This is a genomic window from Flavobacterium sp. 9R (assembly GCF_902506345.1).
In the GTDB taxonomy this organism is placed as follows: domain Bacteria; phylum Bacteroidota; class Bacteroidia; order Flavobacteriales; family Flavobacteriaceae; genus Flavobacterium.
The window spans coordinates 999,338-1,022,792 of the sequence record NZ_LR733413.1 but is presented as its reverse complement, the minus strand read 5'-3'; the positions used below and the strand labels follow the sequence as shown (position 1 = coordinate 1,022,792).

The following is a 23,455-nucleotide window of genomic DNA, read 5'->3' as shown; positions in this document are numbered from 1 at the left end:
TATGGAAACCATCTATCCCTACTTACTAAAAGCAAGCGGTTTAATTGCCTTATTTTATTTGGCTTACTATTTCTTGTTACGAAAAGAAACTTTCTTCACAGCCAATCGCTTTTTCTTACTCGCTGGACTTGGAACAGCTGTGGTGCTTCCGTTATTTTACATTACCAAAATCGTTTGGGTAACCCCTACTCCACTCACTTTTCCTATTTCAGACCTGCCGCTGCAGCAAGCCTCTCCTGAGGAAACCTTTGAAATAAATTGGTATTTGACTGCTATTGCCATTTACATAGTAGGCTCTGCTTTGTTTTTCATAAAATTCGGAATGGATTATTGGAGTTTGAATCGCGTTTTATATAAAACGAAAGCACAACAACAAGCCGACTTCAAACTGATTGATGTTCAGGAGAAAATAGCACCGTTCTCGTATTTCAACACGATTGTTTTCAATTCTTCTTTGTATTCGCCATCAGAATTGCAAAGTATTTTAGAACACGAAAAAGTGCATAGCGAACAGCATCACACCATAGATGTTTTGATTATTCGCTTTTTTAGTATCGTATTTTGGTTCAATCCTTTTATCTGGCTGTACCAAAGAGCCATACTACAAAACCTTGAGTTCATTGCTGATAGCGAGGCAACTAAACGACTTAACGACAAAAAGGCCTATCAAATGGCACTTGTAAAAATAACAACACACGAAAATTGTGTTGCCCTTACCAATCATTTTTATCAATCATTAATCAAAAAACGAATCGTTATGTTAAACAAAAATCAATCAAAAAAATGGAATTCGTGGAAGTATGCGCTGATACTTCCAGCATTAATTGCCTTTGTATTTATCTTCCAAATTAAGGTTTTAGCACAGGAAAAAACAGTAACACACACTACAACATCCAAAACAACAACAGAGGACATCATTTTAGTAATAGACAAAAATACTTCTGATGCCAAGTTAAAACAAGAAGCACAATTACTGAAAGACCTGCACGGCATTAACCTAAAAATTTCGAAAGTTAAGCGTAATGCTAATCAAGAAATTACGGGAATCAAATTACAATTTGATGACAAAAACGGTAACAAAGGAACCAATCAGGTTGACAGCGACCGTCCGATTTCACCTATCACTTTTATAAAAAATACCGATAGCAACGGAAAATCAAGTATCGGATTTTATACTGGAAAAGCCAATCCTAAAGGAAAAATCAATAAAAGAATAGTACTAAATTCTTCTGATGATGAAGAATCTAACTTTGCTTTTTCTTTTAGTGATGACGAAGATGATTTAACTCCACCTGACGCTCCAAGTGTTCCTGATGTAGAAGACGCCATAGACGCACCAGATGTGCCAGATGCTCCAAACGCACCAAAAGTTCAAATCCAAAAAAGGGTAATCGTAACCAGAAGTAAAAATGGTGAAAAACCAATAGTTTACATCAATGGAAAAAAAGTGGATTTCACTATGGAAGAATTAAATTCGAAATTAGACCCTAATTCAATCGAAAGAATGGATGTTTATAAAGGAGACATATCTATTGAAAAATATGGAGACGATGGTAAAAACGGCGTAATCGCAATTACAACTAAAGATGGAAGAACTGAGGTAAATGTGAACAAAATAATCAAAAGAGCTCAAGCTGATATAGAACGTTCTTTTAGTGAAAGAGAAAATATGCAAGCCGATATGGAACGTGCTAGAAAGGAAATGGAGCTGTCAAAAATTGAAATACAAAAAGCAAAAATTGAAATTGAGAAAGCAAAACAAGAAATTCAAAAAGCCAAAAAAGAAATAGAAAAGGCAAAAACTGATACTCAGAAAAATCAGAAAAAATAATCTCAAAAGACGGTCTCATTACAAGACCGTCTTTTTTTATATCTTTGAAAAAAATATTTTTATGTACAAAATTTTAGCTCAAATCAACAAAATACTATTACCAAGTTTTACAAAACAACGCTTAGATATTAGCAAAGCTAAAAAATGGCAAATGGCTATAATAGGCTACAGATATTACGTTACCACCAGAGCATTAGATTGCTAATAGCAATAAATGAATTAATAAGTAATCGCAGCAAAAATTTCGTTACTTCCTAATTTTTCTCTTCCGTTTAAGAAAGTGAGCTCCATAATGAAGTTACACTGAACAATTATACCTCCTAATTGTTCTACTAGTTCACAAACAGCCTTCGCAGTTCCACCTGTGGCCAATACGTCGTCGTGAATAAGCACTCGGTCGCCTTTTTGAATTGCATCTGTATGAATTTCTAAGGTGTCTGTTCCGTATTCTAAAGCATAAGAAGCCGCAATTGTATCATAGGGCAATTTATTGGGTTTACGAACAGGAACAAAACCTGCATTTAACTCTTGCGCAAGTAGCGTTCCAAAAAAGAAGCCTCTACTTTCTACTCCAATTACTTTGTTTATGCCTTTATCTCTCAAGTTCGAAACCAAGATATCCAAACATTCTTTTCTTGCAGAGGTATCAATTAATAACGGAGTAATATCTTTAAATAAAATTCCCTCCTTAGGAAAGTCCTGAATATCACGAATGTACTTATCGACTGTCATTTTTTTTTATTTTTATACAATTTTACTCTTGCAAGTTACACATTTATTCCTATATTTGCACCCGCAATAAGGCACTAGTACTTTTTTAAAAAGTCCCCTTATAAAGCAAAAAAGGCCTCGTGGCGCAACTGAATAGCGCATCTGATTACGGCTCAGAAGGTTACTGGTTTGAATCCAGTCGAGGTCACTCTAAAATTAACGTTAAATCATTCGATTTAGCGTTTTTTTGTGCCTTTTTCGTACTTTTTAGTAAGTTTTAATTTATAAATATAGGCGGTTTGGAAATCCAGCCGGGGTGACTACTCAGGATTCAAACCAAATATAAACTGTTGATTTACAGCTAATAAATTATTTTTACTGCCTTTATTTAACACAATTTAGTATTAAAAAGTAAATTTATGGAATTTGTTGATGAAGATAATAAAGGGAAAATTTCACCAAAAAGGAAAACTAATAAAAGCTTATAAAAGAAGAAATAATATTACAGTTATAAATTTTTCATACATCCATATAACAGTAAAAGAAAAAAACAAATTAGCCACTAATATTAAATTATAATACTATTTCAATACTTCGCAACTTTACTGTTGTATTGCTCTTCATTTACTTGTTCCAGCCAAATCGTCTCCCCTTTTTCCCTCCCAGTAATTGCTATCTGGACAAATTTTGTTTCTGGAGAGGCACCATGCCAATGAGGAGTATCCGGAGGGCATCTCACAACATCACCCTTGCGAATAATAATTTTCTCTTTCCCTATTTCCTGATAATACCCAATCCCATCGATAGCCAAAATAATCTGTCCCGCAGGATGCTTATGCCATTTTGTTCTTGCACCCGGTTCAAAAGTTACGCTACCTACCGCATTCTTATTAATACTGTCATCCAGAACTAAATTATTCAACCAAACTGTTCCTGCAAAATTATTATTTGCAACTTTTTTGCCTTTTGGAAAAATCAAACCAGCATCTGATGTCTTGGTATCAGCCTGTTGTTCTTTGCTATTATTACAGGACATCACTCCTATTGAAATATAAGCTATAAAAGCAATTGACACATTTTTTTTAAAATTTATTTTCTTCATTTTTCCTTTAGTTTAATATTTTGAAACAGCAATTTTTATTAAATTAAATCCTAAAGGTCGGTTTGATAAAAACTTACCAATTTAGTCACGATTTGTGATACATATTCTGGTTTCCAATAGCTTTGTATATGAGTCGCGCCATCAATAATAAAAAGCTCTTTAGTTTTTGCATTTGTTGCTTTGGGAAATGCTTCGTCTGTCATATATTTTGTATCTGCTTTACTTCCGGTTATCATCAACAGGGGCTGATTGATTAAATCCATATTAGTGGCAGCATCCCAAGACATTAAATCCATAAGACTGCTCATGGTATATAAAAAAGTTGAATTTGGGTGCGCATGAGTTCTGTAATAGTACTCATATCCCTCGCGATAAAGATCAGTGTTAGTCTTAGCGATTTCTTCATCTGTTATAGTCGCTACTCCTGCATAGATCATTTTTCCACCATTGGCTTCTTGCGCACGGGCATCTGACGCTTTCTTTAAACGCTCCTGTATAGTTCCTAATTGTGAATTTTGAAAGCCATTACGCCTTACCTCACCCGAATTAAACATACTCAAAGTGGCAACAGCCTTAAAACGTTTGTCTGACTGTGCAGCTTTTAGCGTATAGCCGCCGCCGCCGCAAATTCCCAAAACACCTAGTCGGTTTGCATCTACACCTGCATATTGAGAAATAAAATCGGCCATACCACGGATGTCTTCGATACGGTTTGCAGGTTTATCAGTATGGCGCGGTTCGCCACCACTTGCACCCTGATAGGCTGCGTCGGCAGTAATAGTGATATAGCCCGCCTCAGCCAAACGTTGCGAATACAATCCGGCTGTTTGTTCCTTAATACCGCCGTTAGGGTGAGCAACAACTATAGCAGGATATTTTTTTGAGAAATCGTAATTTGCCGGTGTATACACATTGGCAGCGATTTCAATTCCATTGAGTTTATACTTTACAGGATGGATATTTACTTTTCCTTTTTCATTTTTGATTATGGCTCCGTCATATACCAGAGTAAAAGGATTTTGCTCATATCTCTTTTGGATAGATTGTGCATTTGCCATGTTAATAATCATAATTGTTATTATAATTAATGCTATTTTTTTCATCCTTATTATTTTAAATTTTACTTTTTGCTTTTGAGTACTTCGTTCAAAACTTCCTGGGCAGCAATTGCTTCTTCATTTCCGACTGATGATTTTATAACTCCTATAAACTCCTGCAGCTGATTTGGACTCAACCCAACATTCAGGCATATTTTTAGATGCGAATTCAGCATGGGTTCCACCCCACCAATACTGCTGAGAACCGATACTGTAACAAGTTCCCTTTCGGAATAGGTCAAAATATCCCGCTCAAAAATATCAGCAAAAAGATGTTCCTTCAGAAAAACGTCCATCTCGGGAGCAAATGCCGAATAGCCAGATTTTGGACCATCTTGTGATACTCCCGTAAGTTCTTTCAAGATCACTTTTCCGCGTTCATATTTACTGTGTTCTTCCTTTATAGTTGATGCTTCGGTCCCTACTACATCATTAATTCCTTTGGCTTTGCGTTCCTCCAACACAACCATAAAAGTCTGTAGTCCGCGAATGCTTCGTGGAAAACCACAATAAGCATATAAATGCACCAAACTTTCCTTAATCTGGTTGATTGTTAATCTATCATCCAGCCCACTATTAAGTTCAATTTTTAATTTTTCTAAATCTCCTTTCGCTGTAACTGCGGCAATTCTTATGATAGCTTGTTGTTTTTTATTCAGGTTTTGAACTGCTTCAGTCTGTGCATTCACAGTTGAAACATTTGCGATTATGATTACCAACATTATTAATTTTGAGAGTGCCTTCATTCCGAATTTCTTATTTAATTAAACTTAATTCTTTCAGCCAATTTTGGATTTCTACATCAACCTGTTTTTCCTTTTCACCTTCCATTACAAATAAAATTCCATCCCTTTCTACCCCGCCTTTGGTAGAAAACCCCTCCACAACAGTGCTTTTAGGGCAGAGCTCTTTTACCGTTTCAAAGCTGGTACCAATTCCATAACCCGCATTGGTATTAAATGAGACAATTGTTTTTCCTCCTAAATTGTATTGCTTCAAAAAACTTTTCATTGGTGGTGGCAATTGCATTCCCCAAGTTGGAAACCCCACAAATACCACATCGTATTTTTCAATATTGGCAATTTTTGTTTTAAGCGGAGGCAGATAGCCCGTTTCGTTTTCTTTTGCAACCTGACTCACTATCATTTTGTAGTCTTGAGGATATGGCTTTTCCAATTCAAGCTCCACTAATGTTCCTCCGACCTTTTTATGAATAATCTCTGCCACAACTTTGGTGTTTTTAGTTCGTGACAAATAAACAATCAATACATTTTTATCCGTTAGGGATTCATCCTTATTTGGGATTCTCTCTTGCGCTTTACTACAGCCTGAAAACATAAAAACAAGTGCAGTTGTAATAAACCAAAATGTCGTTAGCTTTTTCATTTTATATCTAATTACTTATCCAGTCCTTTTTCTTTTAACCATTTAGACATAAGATCTGCAATTTGAATATTATTCAGATCGGAAAACGGAAAATGGGTATTTCCTTTAATTCCAATTTCAGGAAGATGAACTACAGTAACATCTCCACCATACTTATTTACCTTATCCCTCCACAATTTCGCCATTTCAAGTCGAACCCTCCAGCCATCCTGTCCTGGATTTTTAATAGGGTTTGATGGAATATTGTCGCCATAATAGATAATGATTGGAATTTTAGTAAGTTTCATAAAATCCGACATTGAAATTCCCGATGCTTCAAGTGTTCCGCCTGCGCTGAGTTTTGGAGCAGGGACTTCCCCTTCAGGGAAAAGAAATCCGCTTCCGGGTTCGTAAGAGACTATGGCTTTTACGTTTTGATTTTGAATAGCTGTCAGCCAGCCCATTCCACCCGAATGAGAATGTGTAACAAGAATAGCGGGGCCTATTTTAGTAAATAAAGCAGACGCTGCACTGGTCATAATAGGTATTTCGATTGGTCCAATACTAGGCGTCATTGATCTGAAATATTGATTGAGTGTCGCTGGATCTTTAGCAAACTGAACACCTTCAAAGTAATTTGGGTAAATACCAATTCTAAATATTCCAAACCATTGCTGCTCATCCGGAGTAGCAGTTATTGTTGCTGTTACAGTACTGCGTCCCGCATCTCCTCTTCTTGGCTGATCCATTACATAAACACCAAAACCTCTTCTTAAAAAAATATTCTGATACCCTTCACGCCCATCGGGAGTTGTTTCCCATGTTTTGGAAAATTGACCGATTCCGTGCCACATGACCAAAGGGAATTTTCTCGCGGTAACAGGAATTTGATAAAAAACATAAGCGTGATCTCCTCGCAATGTTTGACCGGTCGGTGTCGGGTTGTATGGATCAAAAGTACCCGGATTCTCAATTATTGTTCCTCCAACAGCAAAACTACCCTGTTGTTCTATAATCAATGGCTTTTGTTTTTCCTGTGCTATAATTGGACCACTGGCCAACATCAATAATAAACAGGCAGTATTCCAGTAATTATTAATTTTGTTTTTCATCTTACTTTCTTTATTTCTATATAAAAATACTATTTTTTATCATCTGCCAGTTCCATGACATCGAGTCGTGCTTTCCTATTGTCTTTAATAATGCCCGCCGATCCATCTTGCCCAAACTCGAACACCTCATTCTTTATTGTGTCGTAAAAAGTCCATTGCGGCAAACCTTTCGCATTTGGATTTCCAGTTTTGGCGAAGTTGACCCAATAGGCATTCATTATTTTTGCAACTTCCTTATCTTTTGGGGAAATTGTATAACCATTGCCTTCGACAAGATTATCAAATACATATGGAATCTCAGATCCATGAGAAGCTCCGTACTTCATCCTTTCTTTCATGGATAAAGGCACGTATGAGAATAAATACAAATAAGCAGGTATTCCTTTATCTGAAAGAGTTCTTGCTGTAAAACGAGCCGGTTCTGCCCAAACTTTATCTGTGTTTACAAGTGTGAGCATCATGCCGAAGTCAGCTTTACCATCAGGATCATAGGCCTTGGAAACCGCATCTTTGTGACTGTCAAAAACTAAAAACAATTCTTCCTTCGTACCAGCATTCACAAAGCCTGCCGGCACTTCTGCACTGTTCGAACCAATAATTAACGGAACTTTATGTTGCCTCCCCGCTTTATAGGAACTCTCAGCTGTTTCCGTTACCAAACGCCCGTCAAGAATAGGTCCCGAATAAGTAGGTATCCCATTAACAGTTTCTTGTCCATCGTCAACAATTTCAGAAGCTGTGAGTAATCGCAATTTCTTTAGTGCTTCAGCATCTGTACCTTCAATATCATATCTTTTAGCAAAATTAATTCCGATACTTTCAGCAGAAACAGGATAATATGGGTCAGCATTTTCTTTGTCAATCGGTCTGGCGGTGAGTACTCCATCTCGGCCACCTCCAGATTCAATAATCGCTTTTTGAAATAATCCTTTTGCTGACGGAATAGTCATTAACGAATGTATGGATACCCCACCTGCGGACTCTCCGAAGATAGTTACGTTCGTCGGGTCTCCACCAAAAACAGCAATATTTTTCTGAATCCATTCCAGTGCAGCAATCTGATCCATGTAAGCATAGCTTCCTTTATATTCATTTGGATTCTCTTTACTTAAAGCAGGAAATGCAAAAAAACCTAAACGACCCAAACGGTAATTGATAGAAACAAGTAGTACGTCTTGTTTTGCAAATGCAGTTCCTGAAAAACCTGCGCCACTCCCAAACACAAATGCTCCGCCATGAATCCATACCATAACAGGTAATTTTGTTTTTTTTGATGTTGTGGCCGGTTTCCATATATTCAAAAACAAACAATCTTCAGAGGAACTTTTAGACATACCAGAACCTCTGGGCCAGCCTGCTTGTGGACAATCTGCGCAAAATTTAGTTGCATCCCGAACATCTTTCCATGGTATTACTGGCTGCGGTGAACGCCAGCGATTTGCACCAACAGGTGGTGCGGCGTATGGAATACCTTTAAAGACACAAACTTCACCTTCTATTATTCCACGTACATTTCCTGAGACAGTCTGGATCTCTATAGGATCGATTGTCTTTTGTTGTGCATTTAAATATAAAGTCATCCAGAGCAAAATAATGCTAGCAAATAGTTTTTTCATATTTTATAATTTAATTATGGAATGACAAGATTAACTTTTAGCCCTTACTGATAATCTGCTCATTTGCCTACTCTATCCTGTAATTGCTGAGGGTAACGAGCACCAACAATTTCTATATTTTTAAGTGCTGAATCAATATTGTCTAATTCTTCTTTGCTCAAATGAATTTCTGCTCCACCAATGTTTTCATGTAAACGATGCAGTTTGGTAGTCCCTGGAATGGGTACAATCCAAGGCTTTTGTGCTAATAGCCATGCTAAAGCAATTTGTGATTGCGCAGCCGTTTTTTCAGCTGCAATTGATTTTACTAAATCTACTAATGTCGAATTAGCCTTTCTATTTTCTTCAGAAAATCTTGGCACTATGTTTCTAAAATCAGAAGCTTCAAATTTTGTCTCCGCATTTATTGCACCAGTTAAAAAACCTTTTCCCAACGGACTAAAAGGCACAAAACCGATTCCCAATTCTTCTAAAACGGGAATAATTTCTTTTTCTGGTTCACGATAGAATAACGAATATTCACTTTGCAATGCTGAAACTGGCTGTATAATGTGGGCTCTGCGGATAGTATCAACACCAGCTTCTGAAAGACCAAAATATTTAACTTTACCTTCCTGAATTAATTCCTTAACCGCTCCGGCAACTTCTTCGATTGGCACATTCGGATCAACTCTGTGCTGATAAAGCAAATCAATACAATCTGTTTTTAATCTTTTTAGTGAAGCATCAACAACAGATTTTATTCTTGCAGGACTGCTGTCTAATCCTTTTGTAGAATCACCATTCTGAAAACCGAATTTTGTTGCAATTACTACTTCTTTACGAAATGGCTCTAAAGCTTCTCCCACTATTTCTTCATTTATAAAAGGACCGTAACATTCTGCAGTATCAAAAAAAGTAATGCCTTTTTCAAAAGCCGCTCTGATTAAAGTTATAGCTTCTTTTTTTTCTGTTGCTTTCCCATAACCGAAACTTAATCCCATACAGCCAAGGCCTAAAGCCGTAACTTCAAGGCCATTATTTCCTAAAATCCTTGTTCTCATTTTTTTATCTGCTTAATTTAATTATTAGGTGTCATTAGCTTAGTAAACGACAATGAGCCCAGTTTCCATCCATTATTTTCTTTTATATATACTTCCGTTACAACAAACGGATTGGTAACTTCATTTCCTCCCACTACTGCTAATAATGTGATTTTGTTTAAAAGTATCGCCGTATTACCGATTATATTTACTGAAACTTCATGGATATCTGCTTTCTTATAATGAATTCCTCCACTTTTAATCACATTAATTTCTTGTGTTTTTCCCCAACTTCCTCCCATATGAACAAAGACAGATTTATCATCAAACAATGGAGTAAGTTTATCGACATTTTTATCGGCCATCCATTGCCATTTATCTTTAGATAGTTGAATAACTTCTTGTTCGGTCGTATTCTGTGCAAAAGTATTAGCTGTAAATAAAGCGAACATAAGTAGTCCGAAAATTGACTTTTTCATAATGTGATTAATTTTTGATTAGTTTATTTTTCCTTTTTTCTATTTCTGAATTTGATGGGTGTCCCGCACACTACTAAATGTTAAGGCTAAAAGTTTCCAATCATTACCATGTTTTTGATAAACTTCCGTTACAGTAAATTCAGTCACCACATCAGTCCCTCGTACATTGGCCTCAAGTGTAATTCGGTTCCATAAGATTGCCATTTTTCCAAAAGTTTCAATTGCTACATCATGGACTTTCGTATTCTTGTACCAAATTCTACCTGTTTTAATGATATCGAGTTCTTCGTCCTTTTTCCAAGTGCCACTCATATGGACAAATTTTGATTTGTTGTCAAAGAGAGGTTCAAGTTTGTCGACATTTTTATCAGCCATCCATTGCCATTTATCTTTAGAGAGCTGAATAACTTCTTGTTCCGCTTTTGTGTAATTCGTAACTACAGTACTTGTTTTATTTTCTTGAGCTGAGGAATATTGAATACTTGCAATTGCAAACAATGCCATAATAAACATCTTCATATAATCTAATTTAAAGTTAAATTGTAATGGTGCGTTTTAATTTTTATTTCTTTAATGGTGCTTCCACATCAGAAAACGCTTGTACAAAGGCGGGCAATCTTTCACCCAAAATTTGAATAGCATCCAATTGTTTATTGAATTCCTTTAATTCATCTGTAGTAAATTTCACATCTGCAGCTCCAATATTTTCCAACATATGAGCCATCTGTGTTGTACCCGGTATTGGAACAATCCAAGGCTTTTGCGCCAATAGCCAAGCCAACGAAATTTGGGCAGGAGTAGCCTGTTTTTGGGCACCCCATTTTTTTATTAAATCTACAATTTTCAAGTTATTCGGTAGATTCTCTGCCGAGAAACGAGACTCATTTCCTCTAATATCACCTTGAGCAAAGTGTGTATCGGCATCAATAGCACCAGTTAGAAAACCCACTCCAAGCGGACTCCAAGGAACGAAACCAATACCAAGTTCCTCACATAGTGAAATAATTTCTTTTTCTGGTCCACGCCATAGCATTGAATATTCATTTTGAATAGCTGCAATGGGATGAATGGCATGTGCTCGTCTTACAGTTTGAGATCCTGGCTCCGACAATCCGTAATGCAATACTTTGCCTTCTTTTATCAAATCCTGAATAGCCCCAACTACATCTTCAATTGGTACTTGCGGATCTACACGGTGTTGATACAATAAATCTATTCGATCAGTGCGAAGACGTTTCAGCATTCCTTCCACCACAATTTTGATGTGTTCAGGACGACTGTTTAATCCCGGTAATCGCTTACCCGTTTCCTGGTCAATATTCCAGCCAAACTTTGTTTCGATAACTATTTTGTCGCGGAAAGGGGCTATACCTTCTCCAAGAATTCGTTCCACTTCGAAAGGGCCGTAAGCTTCCGCTGCATCAAATAGGGTAACTCCTTTATCAAAGGCTGTTCGAATGATGTTGATCATTTCTGGTCGCGAGGGAATTGTAGTTTGATACGTGCGGGTCATGTTCTGAACACCGAGTCCTATGCTTGAAACTTCAAGAGATTTACCAAGTTTTCTCTTGCTAGGAATTGGTTCCAATGAGTTGTCATTATTGAAAGGTTTAGTTTCCGAATTTGAAGATTGAGCGAAAGAAGATAAAGGCACTAATGCACTTCCGGCTATTGCAAGTCCTGCAGTTTTTAATAAATTTCGACGATTCATAATTATGTTTATTAGAATATTTTATAACACTACTTTATATTCGCTCAGCCATTTTACCATATTTGGATCTCTATGGTCAAAAAACAAACTTTCTTTAGTGTCTAGAGTCTGAATTGCCTCAATATTCTCTGTCGAAAGTTCAAAATCAAAAACATTGAAATTCTGAAGCATTCTTTCTTTACGAACTGATTTAGGAATAGCTACAATATTTCGTTGGATTAGCCAACGAAGTATTACTTGTGCTACACTTTTATCATGTTTATTACCAATTTTAGTCAAAAGATCATTATGGAAAATATTATTTTTCCCTTCTGCAAAAGGACCCCATGACTGGATTTGCACATTGTTTTCTTCTAAGAAGCTTTGCGTTGTGTTCTGCTGATTGAATGGATGCGTTTCTATCTGATTAATTGCAGGTGTAAAACCACTATTTATTATCAAATCCATTACTCTATCTGGATGAAAATTGGCTACACCAATAGCCCTTACCTTTCCCTGTTGATACAATTCCTGCATAGCTTTCCAAGATCCAAATACATCACCATACGGTTGATGAATAAGATATAAGTCCAAATAATCTAGTTGCAACTTATCCAAAGATTTTTGAAAAGCAGCTTTTGTCTGTTCATATCCCGCATCCTGAACCCAAAGCTTGGTCGTGATAAACAATTCTTCACGGGCAATGCCACATTTTTTTATTGCTTTTCCTACAGCAACTTCATTTTGATAAGAAGCCGCTGTATCAATTAAACGGTAACCGCTTTCAATAGCATCTATTACAACTTGCTCACATTCAACAGCATCTGGAATTTGAAAAACTCCAAAACCTAAAATTGGCATTTCAACACCGTTATTTAATTTTACATTAAACATATTACAATTACTTTAAAGTTTTAAACAATTCTGTTACAGCAAATTTCAGAACTAAATGCGAGGGCAATGGTATATGGATTACTGAATCTGCTACCAAGATTACTGATTGAACTCAAACTGCTATTAAAACTACGCACAATTACTTAAATTTGTACAACAAACAATAAAAAAGACATGGAACAAGTATTTAATTTTGAGACCATTAGTGAGTACAATGCTTTTAATAATCATGCAACATTGCACCCTTTGGTTAGCATAATTGATTTTTCAAAAGCAAAGGAAAGAACCGGTTCTAAAATGAACTTCGGGCTTTACTGTGTGTTTTTAAAACAAGTGAACTGTGGCGACTTAAAATACGGTCGCAATTATTACGATTATCAGGAAGGAACTTTGGTTTTCATATCACCGGGTCAGGTAATTGATGTAGAAAACAAAATAGACTATTACCAGCCTGTGGGACATGGATTGGTTTTCCATCCTGATCTGATACATGGTACCTCTCTTGCAAAAAGCATTAATGAATATAATTTTTTCAGCTACAACACTAGTGAAGCACTTCATTTATCAGAACAGGAAAAACAGTTGGTGTTTGATTGTTTTGCTAAAATCGAAATGGAGCTAAAGCAATCGATCGACAAACACAGTAAAAAACTCATAGCTTCTAATATTGAATTGTTTTTAAACTATTGTGAAAGATTCTATGACCGCCAATTTATTACAAGGGATAATGCTAATAAAGGAATCGTTGAAAAATTTGAAGAATTATTAAATAGTTATTTTTCATCTGACAAACCGAATATCCTAGGTTTGCCTTCAGTGGCTTATTATGCCGCTGAGCTAAATTTATCTCCCAATTACTTTGGTGACCTTATCAAAAAAGAAACTGGAAAATCTGCACAGGAATACATTCAAAACAAAATTATTGATGTCGCCAAAGATAAAATATTCGATTCCACTAAAACCATCAATGAAGTAGCTTATGAGCTAGGCTTTAAATATCCTCAGCACTTCACTCGCTTTTTTAAGCAACACGTTGGTAATACTCCTAATGAGTATAGGAGTTTGAATTAGACACAAAAAACACGAAAATTAAATAAAGCTTCGTTTCCATGGTAAGGATGAATCGAAATTATAATATCTCACCGTTAAGTTGCATCTGGGTAATCTCTAACTTTTGAAACTGTAAATAGTTAAATCATTTGTCCAGCTTTTAGTCTCTAATGCAAGACATGATAGGACTATTTTAAATTATGCACATTTTGATTCTTTATAATGGGATATTTGAAAAAGTAATAAAAAAATTAAAGTTGTATTTTTTTTTTCAAATACTCATTCTCATATGATCCAAAAAATATCAATCCCCAACAGGACGTCCAAACCAAATTATTGGTACCATTCAAAGACAGACCCTACATATAATAAGCCAATATCTTCAAATCTTCCATAAAATGATTTGAAATTTGTCCTGTAGGGGTCACTAAAAAACGCAATTGTCTCTTGATAATTGCGTTTTTTGCTTTAAAACACTTCCTTTGCGCATGCCAAACTACAATCTAGACCAACATTACCAAAAAATCATTTATAACAGAGACGAATTAAATCACAATGAATTCGAATGTTGCACGTTTGAAAATTGTGATTTTACGGCTTGTAATTTTATGGATGTTACCTTTATTGATTGTGTGTTTACAAAGTGTAATTTTAATGGAGCACACATCAATCACGTGGCGTTACGAACCGTTACTTTTAACCATTGTCAAATCAGAGAGGTTAATTTTGCAATGTGCAATAAATTAATTTTTGAAGTACATTTTCAACATTGTGTATTAGACTTTTCAAAGTTTTATACTTTAAAACTAAAAGGCACCACATTCAATACTTGTAGTTTACTTGCCGTAGATTTTATGGCAACTGACTTAACCGAAAGTATTTTTGATAATTGTGACCTTTACCGCGCTGAATTTGACAAAGCAATTGCCAACAAAGCGAATTTCAAAACAAGTTATAATTACACTATAGATCCTTCCAAAACCAAACTCAAAAAGGCGATTTTCAGTCTCAACGAAGTAAAAGGCTTACTGTATAAACACGAGATTGTAGTAGATTAACTTTTTATGATTCGACCGTCTTGCATAGTTATCGTTCTATCTGAACGCTCTGCAAAATCATTATCATGCGTTACAATCAATAGCGTCTGTTTCTGCTCATGGGTCAATTGCTTAAAAATATCAAACACTAAGTCGCTGTTTTTTTTATCTAAATTTCCTGTAGGTTCATCTCCCATAATGATTAAAGGATCATTGATTAACGCCCTTGCAATAGCTACCCTTTGTTTTTGTCCACCACTCAATTGATTGGGTAACTTCAAAGCATGTTCGTGCATGTCTAATGTTTTCAGATGCTCCATTGCACGATGCTCCACTTCTTTTTCAGAAAATTTAGCCAATTTCAATCCCGGAAGCATCACGTTTTTAAGTACATTATATTCATTGAGCAAATAATGAAATTGAAAAACAAAGCCAATTTTTTCGTTGCGTATCAAAGCCAATTCTTTATCTGATTTTCCAGTAATCAGTTGATTATTCACAAACAATTGCCCGTCATAATCTGTATCCATAGTCGAAAGCAAATACAACAACGTTGACTTTCCACAACCTGATTTACCAACAATTGAAACAAACTCGCCATGATTGATACTCATATCAATTTCCTTCAATACTTGAAATTTTACGGGATCATAAAAATATTTACTCAATCCGATGGTTTGCAGTACTTTATTTTCCATTTTATTTTCCTCTAATAATTTCTACTGGATCTACTTTGCTGGCTTTTAAAGCAGGAAACAAACCTGCAATAGTCGTGGTGAACAAGGCAAATACAATTCCGATGATATAATACAAAATATTGAAATTAATTGGATACGTTTTGACCGTTGGTAAAGCCGCAGTTTCAAAAGGAATCACATCAATAATTGAAGTAAAAATAAAGCCAAAAATGAGACCAAAAATACCTCCAGCCAAACCAATAATTATAGATAACGAAGTAAAAATCCACTTGACGTCATTTCCTGAAAAGCCAGTCGCTTTCAAAATAGCAATACTGTCCATTTTCTCGTAAATCATCATGTTTAGAATATTATAAATTCCAAAACCAGCCACTATCAACAATACAATCCCAACAGCATAAGAGATAATGGTTCGTACTGAACTGCCAGTCTCAAATTGTGAATTGGCTGTTTGATAATCGATAGTATCTAGTTGATAAGTTACCTGCAATTCTTTGGCTACAACAGGTGCAGAAGCCATATCATATAATTTGATTTGAATATCTGTGATGTAGTTTGTGGCTTCTCCCAACATTTTCTGAGCGGTATCTAAAGAAGTATAGGACATCGTATCGTCTATTTCTGCAATACCAATTTGAGAAATCCCGACTACTTTTAAGGTTGCCAAATTCCCTTTGGATGTGGTGACTTTAATTCGGTCTCCAACAATCAATAGCATTTTATCCGCCAATCCTTTACCTATAATAATACTATTGTTTTGCACCAAATCGGTAATCTTGCCTTCAATAATATAATCGCTGGTTTGAAACAATTTTTCTTCTGCCAAAATAGCTATCCCATTCACAACTCCTGAAATCTCAATAGTTCCCGAATTAAAAAAAACAGGAGCCACTACTTTTGGAGCCACATCAATGATTCGTTTGTCTTCCTTAAGAGCTTTGATAATTGGAATTCCGTTATATATTGATTTCCCTCTATCTTTAGGCTTTACCGACCGGATAAAGTTGGTAGTATTTTTATAGCGATTCGACAAATCAATCGGTTGATTAGCCGTAGGTTTTATTTCGTTATACAAGCGAACATGAGGTGTTCTATTTAGCATCAATCCATCTAATAAATCATTGAGCCCGTTCATAAAACTCACCAATGCAATAAACATAGCGATACTAAACGTAACCCCAATTGCTGCCACAATCGTTTGTTTTAAGCGGGCACGCAACAAATGCAAAGCGATGTTTAAGATAAGTTTGTAGTTCATTAGTTCGGTTTATAAAGCGTTTCGTTGGCTTGCAACCCTTCTAAAATCTCTACTTTTTTGTAATCACTTAAGCCGACTTTTACTTTTCGTTTTTCATCTTTATTGACCAAAACATAAGTCCCATCAATTAGATATTCTTTCGGAATAGTGATGGCCTTTTTTTTGGTTTGAATAACGATATTCGCTTCTGCTGTTAAATTAGGATACAACTTGGGTGGAGCTTTTGTAAACTGAGCTTCTATCTTGAAAGTTCTCGAACGCTCATCCATTATGGGATAAATTTTTGAAACTACTGCATCAAAAACAGTTCCTTTGTAACTATCCATAGTAACAACGATATTTTGTCCCAACACCACTCGAACCATATCGTTTTCATCCACATCAAATTCAAGAATGAAAGTATTGCTTTTCCCAATCGTAGCAATTGGTGTTTGGGGTGTCACCAAAGTACCTTCTTTGACAGGCAGGTCGAACAATTGACCGTCAAATTCACTTTTTACAGCAAAATCGCTTTGACTTTTTTGACTAATTTTTAGATTGATTGCATTTTTACTTTGGTCATTTTGCAATTGGCTTTTGAATTGTGCCAATTGTTTTTGTGCCATTTCAAAATTACTTTTCGAGCTTTTATAGGTTTGCACTACTCTATCAAAATCTACTTGGGAAATCCCTTCATACTGCAATGCTTTTTGATTCCTGTGATAAATAGATTCATCCAAAATTAATTTGTCTTTCGCCGCCAAAACTTTCAACTCTAATTCGGCAATTTTATCTTGAATGTAACGACTATCTTTTTTGCTCAATTCATACGCCAATAAAGCGTTTTGAGTATTCAAATCGGCTTTGTCGCTATCTAGCTCAAACAATAATTGTCCTTTGCTGATTTTTTGACCAACTGCCACTTTTGTTTTTTTCAAAATCCCACTTACAGTAGGATAAACAATGTATTGGTCCTTGGCTTTTATTACGCCAGATGCATAAACACTTTCGGTAATATCGCTTATGGTAGGCTGAATTTCTTGAGATTCTTTTTTGGAACAATTTATTAATAGAAAAAAAACACATCCCAATACTAGTATTAATTTTAACCTCATTTTATATTTTTTGAAACTTATTTATACGAAAACTGATATAAATATACGACTTAAAAAAATGTAAAGAAATAATGATTGTTACATAATTACTAGTTAACAGTAGTCTGAAAAATGATTAATATAAAAACCTTTACTTTTCATAAAAAACGCCCCAAATAGTGTCTAACTTTTTGAGGCAAGTTCAAATTGACTTTGATTTTTAGTATTTTTTGGTATACTAAACTAAAGCTTTTTTAACCAAATCTTTTTTATTGCGTGAAACAGGAATTCGAATCTGATCAAAAAGCAGCAAAGTATAGCCCTCTTCTTTTAGCAGGCTTTTTACGTATTTTTTATTTACCAAATGCGATTGATGACAACGAATAAATCCATAAACACTTAACATTTCATCATATTCATAAAGTGGTACCGTCGAAATAATGGTTTCGCCTTCATCTGTAAAAAATAATGTATAGCTATTTTCGCTTTCACATCGGACTATGTTTTTCACATATACAAAACGGGTTTCTTTGAGCGATGAAATAGCTATTCTGTGATCGGAACTATTATTACTTTGTCTTAAGTGATGAAGCAAATTTTGCAATTGCAGATTTTGATTTTTATGTTTTAATCTCTCGCTTGTTTTTACAACTGCTTTTTTTAACTCTTCAATATCAATTGGTTTTAGTAGATAATCAATTGCCGAAAATTTAATTGCCTGAATTCCATATTGACTAAAAGCCGTTACAAATATTACTTCAAAATCATACAAATTAAGTTCCTGCAAAACCTGAAATCCATCCTTGTCAGGCATTTGAATATCTAAAAAAACCAAATCAGGCTGATTGTTTTTAATGAGTGAAATACCTTCGTTAGCATTTGATGACGAAGCAACAATCATCACTTCTGGACAATATTTTTCCAACAATCTACGCAGATTGGTAACATTGTGTGGTTCGTCATCTATGATGATTCCTTTAATCATTTTTAAGCCAGTTTTTATAATAAACAGTTATCTGTGTTCCAGATAAATCACTTTGAATCTTTATGTCAATTTTCATTTTTGCAGAGGATTGATTAAATAACGTAATTCTATCTTTTACCAATTTTAAACCAAAACCCTTTTGCTCCTCTAATATATCAAAACCTTTTCCATTATCGGCTATTTCAAAAATTAAGTCATCTTCTTTTTTTGAAATAGTGAGCGTTATTTCTGCATTTTCTTTATTTGAAATACCATGTTTTATAGCATTTTCTATCAAAGGCTGCATCAAAAGTGGAAGCGTTTGTACTTCGTGAATATCTATTTTTTCATCAATTGTTAAACGATACAAAAAAGGATTTCGCAACTGTTCTAACTCGATATAATTTTTGATGCTTTTTATTTCTACCTCAAGACTCTGCATTTCCTTTTCACTAGAAATAAGTGTATTTCTTAGTAGTGAACCAAAACCAGCCAAATATTGATTTGCTTTTTCTATCTGATTATCGTTAAGCAAGCCCTGAATAGAACCTAAGGCATTGAATACAAAATGTGGATTAAGTTGGGCATACAGCATTTTTATTTTAGATTTTTGCTCTAATCGCTTTCTTTCTGCTATTTTTCTAATCCAGAAAATATAAATAACCGAAAAAATCAAGAGAGAAAACATTCCAATAACAATCTTAAACCAAAGCGTTTGATACCAGTCGGGTTCAGTGTGAAATCTATAAACAGCTACATATTGTGGATTGTCTTTGTACTGGACTTCAAGTTTATATTTTGCTCCAGATTCTTTTAATTCCAAAAAAATGATACCATTCGACTTTGTCCAATCACCAATTTTTGAATTTATGCTAGTGCGGTATTCAAAACTATTATGAGTTCTTTTTTTACCATTTGGCTTTCTAAAAACCAAACAAAACTTTTCATTTTTAAAATGCCTGTTTGTATTTCCTATTATTCTTGGAAAATAATCTTCAGGCCAATCATCATAAAAATTTGATTTATCTAAGAGTCTATCTTTTTGCAATTTCTCTATTGATTCCTGAATAAAGCTTTCAAAACTTTCTGGTTTATTTAAGTCTAACGAAATCGTTTGTATAATAAAAGGTTTTCTAGCGCTTTCTTTTTTCTCAAGATTCAATTTTAGAAAACTTTCCTGTCCTTTTTTTCTAAATAAAATTACTAGCTTATCGCCATTAATTAATGAATCTTCATAAGGAACATAACCCTTCTGAAAATAGTCTCTCCCATCATAAAGAACATTTCTTTCATTATACTTTTTTGACTGAGTGACAAAAGTCCAATTAATTATGGTTTTATTATTTTTTAAAATCTTAATTTCTAGATTTTCAATTCTATATAAATCGTTATTAGCTTTGAGAGAGTCTATATGAAAATATCCTACAAAAAGTGAATTACAATCAGTCGTTATTTTAAGCCTAATTTTTTTACCTAATACTGTAAAATAATACCCTTTATTTGATAAATCAGTGAAGGTTCCTGATTCTTTATTAAGTCCTCCCCTTTTCTCATTTGGCGCAATATATTTATTAATGATAAAATTATTTTCAAATAGAACAGCAGTTTCATTTAAAATAAAATATTCATTCGCTGGGAGATGCTCAATTGTCTCTTCTGATTGGGCTATACTTAATGAAGAAATGAAGAGTAATAAGTAAAAGATTTTTTTCATAGTTTCATTTTTATTGAATAATACATTTTTTTATGAAGCAAATGTAAATGCACTATCTCAATAAAAACTGGAGTTCTTGAATTTGGCAACATCCGTCTTGAATCAAACAAAATACAACAACCTAGAGTTTTTTCTCCATCACATAATCCTCCATCAAGTAGCCATGTTCTAGCTCGATATTTACCTCGCTAGTGATAGAAAAACCCATTTTTTCATAAAACGTAATCGCTTTATTGAAGCGATTGACATTTAGACACAAGGTAAGAGAACCTTGCTTTCTCGCTTCAGTGGCGATATAATCTATAAGTACTTTACCTACTCCTTTACCTTGGGCGGACGGAAGTATATAAATTTTATGAATCTTGGTTTGTTTTTGATTGTCGTAATTCCATTCAAAAGAAGCAAAACCTAAGGTTTGATTTCCTTCATTTGCCAATACAAAATGATGCCCTTTTTGCGACACACTTTCCTTTAACGAAGTATCATTATAAAATGCGCCCAACATATAATCTAACTGAGCTTTTGACAAAATTTCACCATAAGCTATTGGCCATGTTTCGTAGGCAATAGAACGTATGGTGTCAAAATCCGCTGCGGTTGCTGGGAGAACTGTAATCATAAAACGAGTAAATTGGAATTAGACTTAAAAAATGGCTGCTATTATTTAAAAATTAACCATGAATGGTTTCATTCTTTCCATAATTTGATATGACAGATTCTTCAAAAGCCAACCATTCTCTCCAACGTTGCTCAACATCAATGCCGACTCCGTATTTACGAGCATAAGTTATAAAAGTAGTATAATGTCCCGCTTCACTTTCCATTAAATCTCTATAAAAAGAAGCTAATTCTTCGTCCTTAATGTTTTCTGAAAGCACTTTAAATCGTTCACAGCTTCTTGCTTCAATCATGGCAGAAAACAATAATCGCTCAACTAAACCAGAAACGCGACTACCATCTATGCTCTTTTTCATATAAGCATACAGTTCATTAACATAATCATCCTTACGTTCTCTCCCAAGTTTTAATCCTCTTTTAATGATAATGTTATGGACTTGCTCAAAGTGGTCGATTTCTTCTTTGGCTAATGCCAATAAATCTTGCACTAAATCTTGATGCTCAGAGTTATTCGTTATAATTGTAATAGCATTTGTAGCCGCTTTTTGTTCACACCAAGCGTGGTCAGTTAAGATTTCTTCAATATTTTTCTCAACAATATTTACCCATCTAGGGTCTGTTGGCAATTGTAAACGCAGTACTCCCATTATTTTATTTTTTAAAAGTTTAAAAAAATGTTTAAAGCTGTTTTAAAAATGAAAAAAGTTTAAAGTTCAAATTCTTTGTGACAACTTAATGTTAGCACAAACCTTCAAACTTTAAACCTTTAACAATTTATACTTTTAAACCTATTTAGAAAACGAAAATTGCTCTTTCGCTCATCATTTCATTTACTTCGGCTGCTACTTCTTCAATAACATCCTCATTTGTATGATTCATTAATACTTTATCAATCATAGCAACAATAGTTTCCATATCTTCTTCAACTAAACCACGAGTTGTAATAGCTGCAGTACCTACACGGATACCTGAAGTGACAAAAGGAGATTTATCATCAAAAGGAACCATATTTTTATTAACCGTTATTTCAGCTTTTACTAATGCATTTTCAGCATCTTTCCCTGAAATATTTTTATTTCTTAAGTCAATCAACATCATGTGATTGTCTGTTCCACCAGAAATGATTTCGTATCCTCTAGCAACAAATGCCTCAGCCATAGCTTTAGCATTTTTTTGCAATTGCATGGCATAAGTAAAGAATTCATCTTGTAAAGCTTCACCAAAAGCAACTGCTTTAGCAGCAATAATATGCATTAATGGTCCACCTTGATTACCAGGAAAAACAGCTAAATCCAATAAAGAAGACATCATACGAATTTCACCTTTTGGCGTTTTGTGTCCCCAAGGATTTTCGAAATCTTTGCCCATCATAATCAAACCACCACGTGGTCCACGAAGTGTTTTATGAGTAGTAGTTGTTACAATATGACAATGTGGAATTGGGTCGCTCAATAATCCTTTTGCAATAAGTCCTGCTGGATGAGAAATATCAGCCATCAAAATTGCACCAACACTATCCGCAATTTGTCTGAAACGAGCAAAATCCATATCACGAGAATAAGCAGATGCTCCAGCGATGATTAATTTAGGCTGCTCTTTTGTAGCGATTTCTTGAATTTTATCGTAATTCAAACGACCAGTTTCCTTATCTACACCATAAAAAACAGGATTGTACAAACGTCCTGAAAAATTAACTGGAGAACCATGTGTTAAATGTCCACCATGAGACAAATCAAAACCTAGAATCGTATCACCTGGTTTTAAACATGCGTGATAAACAGCTGTATTTGCTTGAGAACCTGAGTGAGGCTGAACGTTAGCATACTCAGCACCAAATAAAGCTTTTGCTCTATCAATAGCAATTTGCTCAACTACATCTACTACTTCACAACCTCCGTAGTATCTTTTACCAGGATAGCCTTCAGCATATTTATTAGTTAAAACAGAACCCGCTGCTTCTAATACTTCATCACTTACGAAGTTTTCTGAAGCGATTAGCTCTAATCCGTGTATCTGTCTCTCTTGTTCTTCAAGAATAAGGTCAAAAATTTGTTCGTCGCGTTGCATTTCTTTGTTTTTCGTTAATATGGTGCAAAAATACAAAAAAACGTTTGGTTAGTACTT

General features: G+C 34.8%; 24 protein-coding genes and 1 tRNA gene. 5 read left to right on the top strand and 20 right to left on the bottom strand.

Features of this window, described 5'->3' with window-relative positions; translation table 11 throughout:
* Nucleotide 1 precedes the first annotated feature (1 nt).
* Complete coding sequence (locus FLAVO9AF_RS04540; protein ID WP_201296276.1) at nucleotides 2–1,831, top strand: M56 family metallopeptidase; 1,830 nt, start codon at nucleotides 2–4, stop codon at nucleotides 1,829–1,831.
* A gap of 61 nt (nucleotides 1,832–1,892) precedes the next feature.
* Nucleotides 1,893–2,036: an SsrA-binding protein gene (locus FLAVO9AF_RS15670; RefSeq protein ID WP_159685009.1), complete on the top strand. Its 144-nt coding sequence runs from the start codon at nucleotides 1,893–1,895 to the stop codon at nucleotides 2,034–2,036.
* Nucleotides 2,037–2,050: 14 nt separating this feature from the next.
* Here FLAVO9AF_RS15670 and FLAVO9AF_RS04535 read toward each other — a convergent pair whose 3' ends face one another.
* Nucleotides 2,051–2,563: an adenine phosphoribosyltransferase gene (locus tag FLAVO9AF_RS04535; RefSeq protein WP_159685006.1), complete on the bottom strand. Its 513-nt coding sequence runs from the start codon at nucleotides 2,561–2,563 to the stop codon at nucleotides 2,051–2,053.
* A gap of 113 nt (nucleotides 2,564–2,676) precedes the next feature.
* Between FLAVO9AF_RS04535 and FLAVO9AF_RS04530 the strand changes: the two genes are divergently transcribed.
* Nucleotides 2,677–2,750, top strand: a tRNA-Arg gene (locus FLAVO9AF_RS04530).
* A 378-nt stretch (nucleotides 2,751–3,128) separates the two neighbouring features.
* Here the strand turns inward: FLAVO9AF_RS04530 and FLAVO9AF_RS04525 are convergent.
* The 11 genes from FLAVO9AF_RS04525 to FLAVO9AF_RS04475 all read right to left on the bottom strand — a co-directional run bounded on the left by FLAVO9AF_RS04525 (nucleotide 3,129) and on the right by FLAVO9AF_RS04475 (nucleotide 12,919).
* On the bottom strand, nucleotides 3,129–3,644 hold the full coding sequence (locus FLAVO9AF_RS04525) for a cupin domain-containing protein (RefSeq protein ID WP_159685003.1): 516 nt from the start codon (nucleotides 3,642–3,644) through the stop codon (nucleotides 3,129–3,131).
* Between the two features lie 50 nt (nucleotides 3,645–3,694).
* Entirely contained in the window at nucleotides 3,695–4,747 is a 1,053-nt protein-coding gene (locus FLAVO9AF_RS04520; RefSeq protein ID WP_159684999.1) for an alpha/beta hydrolase, read from the bottom strand.
* A 17-nt stretch (nucleotides 4,748–4,764) separates the two neighbouring features.
* Entirely contained in the window at nucleotides 4,765–5,487 is a 723-nt protein-coding gene (locus tag FLAVO9AF_RS04515; RefSeq protein WP_159684995.1) for a carboxymuconolactone decarboxylase family protein, read from the bottom strand.
* 10 nt (nucleotides 5,488–5,497) lie between these two features.
* Nucleotides 5,498–6,007 carry a flavodoxin gene (locus tag FLAVO9AF_RS04510; protein WP_255478114.1) on the bottom strand — a complete coding sequence of 170 codons (510 nt, stop codon included), beginning with the start codon at nucleotides 6,005–6,007 and terminating at the stop codon, nucleotides 5,498–5,500.
* A gap of 131 nt (nucleotides 6,008–6,138) precedes the next feature.
* Nucleotides 6,139–7,170 carry an alpha/beta fold hydrolase gene (locus FLAVO9AF_RS04505; RefSeq protein ID WP_236552336.1) on the bottom strand — a complete coding sequence of 344 codons (1,032 nt, stop codon included), beginning with the start codon at nucleotides 7,168–7,170 and terminating at the stop codon, nucleotides 6,139–6,141.
* A 77-nt stretch (nucleotides 7,171–7,247) separates the two neighbouring features.
* Nucleotides 7,248–8,834, bottom strand: coding sequence for a carboxylesterase/lipase family protein (locus tag FLAVO9AF_RS04500; RefSeq protein WP_159684986.1), 1,587 nt, complete (start codon nucleotides 8,832–8,834; stop codon nucleotides 7,248–7,250).
* A gap of 59 nt (nucleotides 8,835–8,893) precedes the next feature.
* Nucleotides 8,894–9,877, bottom strand: a complete 984-nt coding sequence (locus FLAVO9AF_RS04495; RefSeq protein ID WP_159684983.1) for an aldo/keto reductase — start codon at nucleotides 9,875–9,877, stop codon at nucleotides 8,894–8,896.
* 17 nt (nucleotides 9,878–9,894) lie between these two features.
* The gene (locus FLAVO9AF_RS04490; protein WP_159684980.1) at nucleotides 9,895–10,335 is read right to left on the bottom strand and encodes a nuclear transport factor 2 family protein; all 441 of its coding nucleotides are present in this window, start codon (nucleotides 10,333–10,335) and stop codon (nucleotides 9,895–9,897) included.
* 39 nt (nucleotides 10,336–10,374) lie between these two features.
* The gene (locus FLAVO9AF_RS04485; protein WP_159684977.1) at nucleotides 10,375–10,854 is read right to left on the bottom strand and encodes a nuclear transport factor 2 family protein; all 480 of its coding nucleotides are present in this window, start codon (nucleotides 10,852–10,854) and stop codon (nucleotides 10,375–10,377) included.
* A 43-nt stretch (nucleotides 10,855–10,897) separates the two neighbouring features.
* Nucleotides 10,898–12,046: an aldo/keto reductase gene (locus FLAVO9AF_RS04480; protein WP_159684974.1), complete on the bottom strand. Its 1,149-nt coding sequence runs from the start codon at nucleotides 12,044–12,046 to the stop codon at nucleotides 10,898–10,900.
* 21 nt (nucleotides 12,047–12,067) lie between these two features.
* Nucleotides 12,068–12,919: an aldo/keto reductase gene (locus tag FLAVO9AF_RS04475; protein WP_159684971.1), complete on the bottom strand. Its 852-nt coding sequence runs from the start codon at nucleotides 12,917–12,919 to the stop codon at nucleotides 12,068–12,070.
* A 174-nt stretch (nucleotides 12,920–13,093) separates the two neighbouring features.
* Between FLAVO9AF_RS04475 and FLAVO9AF_RS04470 the strand changes: the two genes are divergently transcribed.
* Together FLAVO9AF_RS04470 and FLAVO9AF_RS04465 are read left to right on the top strand one after the other, a co-directional pair.
* Complete coding sequence (locus tag FLAVO9AF_RS04470) at nucleotides 13,094–13,990, top strand: AraC family transcriptional regulator (protein WP_159684968.1); 897 nt, start codon at nucleotides 13,094–13,096, stop codon at nucleotides 13,988–13,990.
* A 467-nt stretch (nucleotides 13,991–14,457) separates the two neighbouring features.
* Nucleotides 14,458–15,027, top strand: a complete 570-nt coding sequence (locus FLAVO9AF_RS04465; protein WP_159684965.1) for a pentapeptide repeat-containing protein — start codon at nucleotides 14,458–14,460, stop codon at nucleotides 15,025–15,027.
* Here FLAVO9AF_RS04465 and FLAVO9AF_RS04460 read toward each other — a convergent pair.
* The 8 genes from FLAVO9AF_RS04460 to glyA all read right to left on the bottom strand — a co-directional run bounded on the left by FLAVO9AF_RS04460 (nucleotide 15,024) and on the right by glyA (nucleotide 23,398).
* The gene (locus tag FLAVO9AF_RS04460; RefSeq protein ID WP_159684962.1) at nucleotides 15,024–15,704 is read right to left on the bottom strand and encodes an ABC transporter ATP-binding protein; all 681 of its coding nucleotides are present in this window, start codon (nucleotides 15,702–15,704) and stop codon (nucleotides 15,024–15,026) included. The genes FLAVO9AF_RS04465 and FLAVO9AF_RS04460 overlap by 4 nt on opposite strands.
* Before the next feature lies 1 nt (nucleotide 15,705).
* On the bottom strand, nucleotides 15,706–16,962 hold the full coding sequence (locus tag FLAVO9AF_RS04455) for an FtsX-like permease family protein (protein WP_159684959.1): 1,257 nt from the start codon (nucleotides 16,960–16,962) through the stop codon (nucleotides 15,706–15,708).
* Nucleotides 16,962–18,056, bottom strand: a complete 1,095-nt coding sequence (locus FLAVO9AF_RS04450; RefSeq protein WP_159684956.1) for an efflux RND transporter periplasmic adaptor subunit — start codon at nucleotides 18,054–18,056, stop codon at nucleotides 16,962–16,964. The genes FLAVO9AF_RS04455 and FLAVO9AF_RS04450 overlap by 1 nt, the downstream gene beginning before the upstream one ends.
* Nucleotides 18,057–18,273: 217 nt before the next feature.
* Nucleotides 18,274–19,020 carry a LytTR family DNA-binding domain-containing protein gene (locus tag FLAVO9AF_RS04445; protein WP_159684952.1) on the bottom strand — a complete coding sequence of 249 codons (747 nt, stop codon included), beginning with the start codon at nucleotides 19,018–19,020 and terminating at the stop codon, nucleotides 18,274–18,276.
* A complete protein-coding gene (locus tag FLAVO9AF_RS04440; RefSeq protein ID WP_159684948.1) occupies nucleotides 19,013–20,713 on the bottom strand; it encodes a sensor histidine kinase in 1,701 nt (566 codons plus the stop codon). Before FLAVO9AF_RS04440 ends, FLAVO9AF_RS04445 begins: the two co-directional genes overlap by 8 nt.
* Nucleotides 20,714–20,834: 121 nt before the next feature.
* Nucleotides 20,835–21,332: a GNAT family N-acetyltransferase gene (locus tag FLAVO9AF_RS04435; protein ID WP_159684945.1), complete on the bottom strand. Its 498-nt coding sequence runs from the start codon at nucleotides 21,330–21,332 to the stop codon at nucleotides 20,835–20,837.
* Nucleotides 21,333–21,384: 52 nt separating this feature from the next.
* Nucleotides 21,385–21,978: a tRNA-(ms[2]io[6]A)-hydroxylase gene (locus FLAVO9AF_RS04430; protein ID WP_159684942.1), complete on the bottom strand. Its 594-nt coding sequence runs from the start codon at nucleotides 21,976–21,978 to the stop codon at nucleotides 21,385–21,387.
* Nucleotides 21,979–22,123: 145 nt separating this feature from the next.
* Complete coding sequence (glyA, locus tag FLAVO9AF_RS04425) at nucleotides 22,124–23,398, bottom strand: serine hydroxymethyltransferase (RefSeq protein WP_159684938.1); 1,275 nt, start codon at nucleotides 23,396–23,398, stop codon at nucleotides 22,124–22,126.
* Nucleotides 23,399–23,455: the final 57 nt, after the last annotated feature.

Coding starts and splice junctions, on each gene's coding strand:
- FLAVO9AF_RS04540 (WP_201296276.1), top strand. CDS start 2: ATGGAAACCATCTATCCCTACTTACTAAAAGCAAGCGGTTTAATTGCC.
- FLAVO9AF_RS15670 (WP_159685009.1), top strand. CDS start 1,893: ATGTACAAAATTTTAGCTCAAATCAACAAAATACTATTACCAAGTTTT.
- FLAVO9AF_RS04535 (WP_159685006.1), bottom strand. CDS start 2,563: ATGACAGTCGATAAGTACATTCGTGATATTCAGGACTTTCCTAAGGAG.
- FLAVO9AF_RS04525 (WP_159685003.1), bottom strand. CDS start 3,644: ATGAAGAAAATAAATTTTAAAAAAAATGTGTCAATTGCTTTTATAGCT.
- FLAVO9AF_RS04520 (WP_159684999.1), bottom strand. CDS start 4,747: ATGAAAAAAATAGCATTAATTATAATAACAATTATGATTATTAACATG.
- FLAVO9AF_RS04515 (WP_159684995.1), bottom strand. CDS start 5,487: ATGAAGGCACTCTCAAAATTAATAATGTTGGTAATCATAATCGCAAAT.
- FLAVO9AF_RS04505 (WP_236552336.1), bottom strand. CDS start 7,170: ATGTTGGCCAGTGGTCCAATTATAGCACAGGAAAAACAAAAGCCATTG.
- FLAVO9AF_RS04500 (WP_159684986.1), bottom strand. CDS start 8,834: ATGAAAAAACTATTTGCTAGCATTATTTTGCTCTGGATGACTTTATAT.
- FLAVO9AF_RS04495 (WP_159684983.1), bottom strand. CDS start 9,877: ATGAGAACAAGGATTTTAGGAAATAATGGCCTTGAAGTTACGGCTTTA.
- FLAVO9AF_RS04490 (WP_159684980.1), bottom strand. CDS start 10,335: ATGAAAAAGTCAATTTTCGGACTACTTATGTTCGCTTTATTTACAGCT.
- FLAVO9AF_RS04485 (WP_159684977.1), bottom strand. CDS start 10,854: ATGAAGATGTTTATTATGGCATTGTTTGCAATTGCAAGTATTCAATAT.
- FLAVO9AF_RS04480 (WP_159684974.1), bottom strand. CDS start 12,046: ATGAATCGTCGAAATTTATTAAAAACTGCAGGACTTGCAATAGCCGGA.
- FLAVO9AF_RS04475 (WP_159684971.1), bottom strand. CDS start 12,919: ATGTTTAATGTAAAATTAAATAACGGTGTTGAAATGCCAATTTTAGGT.
- FLAVO9AF_RS04470 (WP_159684968.1), top strand. CDS start 13,094: ATGGAACAAGTATTTAATTTTGAGACCATTAGTGAGTACAATGCTTTT.
- FLAVO9AF_RS04465 (WP_159684965.1), top strand. CDS start 14,458: ATGCCAAACTACAATCTAGACCAACATTACCAAAAAATCATTTATAAC.
- FLAVO9AF_RS04460 (WP_159684962.1), bottom strand. CDS start 15,704: ATGGAAAATAAAGTACTGCAAACCATCGGATTGAGTAAATATTTTTAT.
- FLAVO9AF_RS04455 (WP_159684959.1), bottom strand. CDS start 16,962: ATGAACTACAAACTTATCTTAAACATCGCTTTGCATTTGTTGCGTGCC.
- FLAVO9AF_RS04450 (WP_159684956.1), bottom strand. CDS start 18,056: ATGAGGTTAAAATTAATACTAGTATTGGGATGTGTTTTTTTTCTATTA.
- FLAVO9AF_RS04445 (WP_159684952.1), bottom strand. CDS start 19,020: ATGATTAAAGGAATCATCATAGATGACGAACCACACAATGTTACCAAT.
- FLAVO9AF_RS04440 (WP_159684948.1), bottom strand. CDS start 20,713: ATGAAAAAAATCTTTTACTTATTACTCTTCATTTCTTCATTAAGTATA.
- FLAVO9AF_RS04435 (WP_159684945.1), bottom strand. CDS start 21,332: ATGATTACAGTTCTCCCAGCAACCGCAGCGGATTTTGACACCATACGT.
- FLAVO9AF_RS04430 (WP_159684942.1), bottom strand. CDS start 21,978: ATGGGAGTACTGCGTTTACAATTGCCAACAGACCCTAGATGGGTAAAT.
- glyA (WP_159684938.1), bottom strand. CDS start 23,398: ATGCAACGCGACGAACAAATTTTTGACCTTATTCTTGAAGAACAAGAG.